Source organism: Chloroflexota bacterium (genome assembly GCA_018648225.1).
In the GTDB taxonomy this organism is placed as follows: Bacteria; Chloroflexota; Anaerolineae; order Anaerolineales; family UBA11858; genus NIOZ-UU35.
Window position 1 is genome coordinate 1 of sequence record JABGRQ010000016.1, and the last position, 2970, is coordinate 2970.

Below are 2970 nucleotides of genomic sequence, written 5' to 3' on the forward strand. Positions count from 1 at the left end.
GCAAAAAGAATTCACTGGACACTATCCATCCAGCTTACACGCGGCCAAAATCCCCCCACCAAACTTCTGCCAATTTTATATCCAGAGCATGATTAATTCATCCCCGACGATCAGGTTTTTGTGCCAAAGCACCGACCACAATATTTTACCTCCGCCACGAATATATTGCAACTTTTAACTTAAATCACACCAAACTTTTTAAGAAAGCCCTGTTCATCAAACGGGTAATAAATTCATTTCCTGGTACATTTGAATATAGCGCTTCAGAATCAGTCGTTGATCAAAGCGAATTTCAGCAACTCGCCGACTGGCTTGTCCCATCTCGCTGCGTAATTCGGGATCGCTCAACAGTTTGGTCAGCGCCTGGGTTAAACTTTCAGTATCCTTCTTGGGTATCAGAAAACCATTCTCCCCATGCTCGATGACCATGCGGCAGCCCTCAATATCCGACCCAATTAACGCCAATCCTGTAGCCGCTGCTTCTAACAAGAATAGTGGCACGCCTTCATGATAGCTACTCGGTAATACAGCAATATCTGCGCCCTGCAACAAGGCGGGAATATCGCTGCGATGCCCGAGCACCTCTACTGCATCATCGTGCTGCCATTCGGCCAACATCGCATCGGAGATGCTATCGGGGTTGCCGTAATCCGGCTCCCCAGCCAATAAAAAGCGCGCTTCAATTCCTCTACTGCGGATAGCCCTGGCCGCAGCGACATACTCTCCGACACCCTTATCCCACAACAAACGCGCCGCCATAATCACAACTGGCGGGGCTGTGCCATTCTCCCGTTGAGCCGCCGGTTTATACTGAGTCAGGTTCACACCTGTGCCGGGAATAAGTGTGGTGTCGCTCTCTTGTACAATCCCGAGGGATACTAAATGTGCCTGATCGCGGGCATTCTGAAATGCTGTATGAAAACCACTTCCGCTCGATAGGGTCCTGCGCAAAATTGGCAGCACAATCCGCCGCAAAAAAGCAGCCTTGCGCGCCTCGCTAAATAAATAACCCAAGCCCGTGAAATTATTGACCACGCGGGGAACATCTGCTGCCCTGGCCGCCAAAGACCCATAGAGAATGGGCTTTATGGTAAAGTGATGCACAGCAATCGGTTTCAATTGGCGATAGATTTTGTACAATTCAAGAATTGATATGACTTCGCTCCAGGGAGCAATACTCCTGCGATTAAGATCCCAGGGCTGCCACTGATAGCCAAGTTGCTGAATACTGTCGGTATATTTACCTGGCGGGCAAATGAGAATGACTGAAAGACCATTCTCTTCGAGAGCGCTGGCCAATGGCAAGCGAAAATTATATAGAACCCAATCCCAATTGGCGACCAACAAAACCGGGGAAACTTCTCTGGCCTGTAAAAGGTTCAATTTTTTATAAAGATCCAAATATCTATCGAGGATTATGCGCTGATCAAAGCGTTGTTCGGCAATGCGCCGACTTTCCGAACCCATTTTTCTACGCAAGGCCGGGTTAAGCAACAGTTCTTTTAGCGCTTGTGCCAACGCTTCAGCATTCTCCTTTTGAACCAGGCACCCATTCACCCCATTATCAATTACCACACGACAGCCTTCAATATCTGACCCTACCAATGGCAACCCGGACGCGGCTGCTTCCAGTAGGAAAAGAGGCACACCTTCGTGATAACTAGGTAATACAGCAATATCAGCTTCCTGCAAAAGGTCGGGGATATCAGCCCGATGCCCCAAGAACTTTACAATCCCTTCTTCGCGCCATTCATCCAGCACGCCCATCGGGACACAGGCAGGGTTGCCAGGGTCAGGATCGCCCGCGAACCAAAAATCAGCGGCGATACCCAATTCTCGAATTTGACGCGCGGCCTCCACGTATTCAGCTACTCCCTTATCCCAAAGCAAACGCGCGGCCATAATAACAACCGGAGGCTCATTTGCTAGATTAGGTTCGCTCAATGCCAGCTGATATCGCGTGATGTCAACACCAGTTCCCGGTATCAGCGTTGTATCATCACCTGTAATCATCCCAAGAGATACAAGCTGGGCTAAATCCTGTTCATTCTGAAATGCCGTGTGAAATCCTTCAACTCGTAGCGCACGATGTAACAGTGGCAACAATAACTTGCGCAGGAAATTTGCTTTTGGTGCATCGCTAAATAAATATCCTAAACCCGTAAAATTATTAATCACCGGCTTGATGCGTGCAAGGCGAGCAGCGACGGACCCATAGAGAATAGGCTTAATCGTGAAATGATGAACGGCAACAGGGCGCAGATCTCTGTATATCCGATACAACTCAAGAACGGAATAGGCCTCGCGCCAGGGATATATGCTCCGCCGACTGAGATTCCAGGGCTTCCAGTAAAATCCCTGACTGACGATTGCGTCTGTATAGTGCCCCGGCGGGCAAACCAAAATTACATCAAGGCCATTATCCTGGAGCATTTTGGCTAAGGGAAGCCGGAAATTGTACAAAACCCAATCCCAATTGGCGACCAATAAAATCGACTGATTTCTTTGAATATCATTGTCAATGATTTTTTTCACGCCCCCTTTTAGGTTCGCCCAAAGCAGGCGCGACCCTGGAACCACCACAGAATGGGCTCCGCCAACACCCAAGACTATCAGCAGAATCCAAAATGAATATCGGAAACGATATAGCGTACCAATATTTGTTACCACCGCTCCCAACATGATGATGCCAGCAGTTGCAATCAAGAACAAATACCAGGCTGAGATTTTTTTTCTAGCTCTCCATATCCCCAACAAAGCCATTAATTCTACCAAATACATCAACAGAGTCTCTAGCCCACTCAACACCCGAGCCGAAAATCCAAGTTTTGCACCCTTAACATACCACATACTTGGAAATGGGGCGAAGAACCCGATCTCGGCAGCTCTTGGAATATATTGTGCCAAATCGGCAAAATTAACTATAACATAATCTGTATCGATATTAGAACCAGCATGAGAATATTCACT

At 47.9% G+C, this 2970-nt stretch carries 1 protein-coding gene; it reads right to left on the minus strand.

Features of this window, described 5'->3' with window-relative positions; all coding sequences use genetic code 11:
- Positions 1-216 precede the first annotated feature (216 nt).
- Positions 217-2535 (minus strand): glycosyltransferase family 4 protein, encoded by a 2319-nt coding sequence (locus HN413_00180; protein MBT3388804.1) that lies wholly within the window; start codon positions 2533-2535, stop codon positions 217-219.
- Positions 2536-2970: the final 435 nt, after the last annotated feature.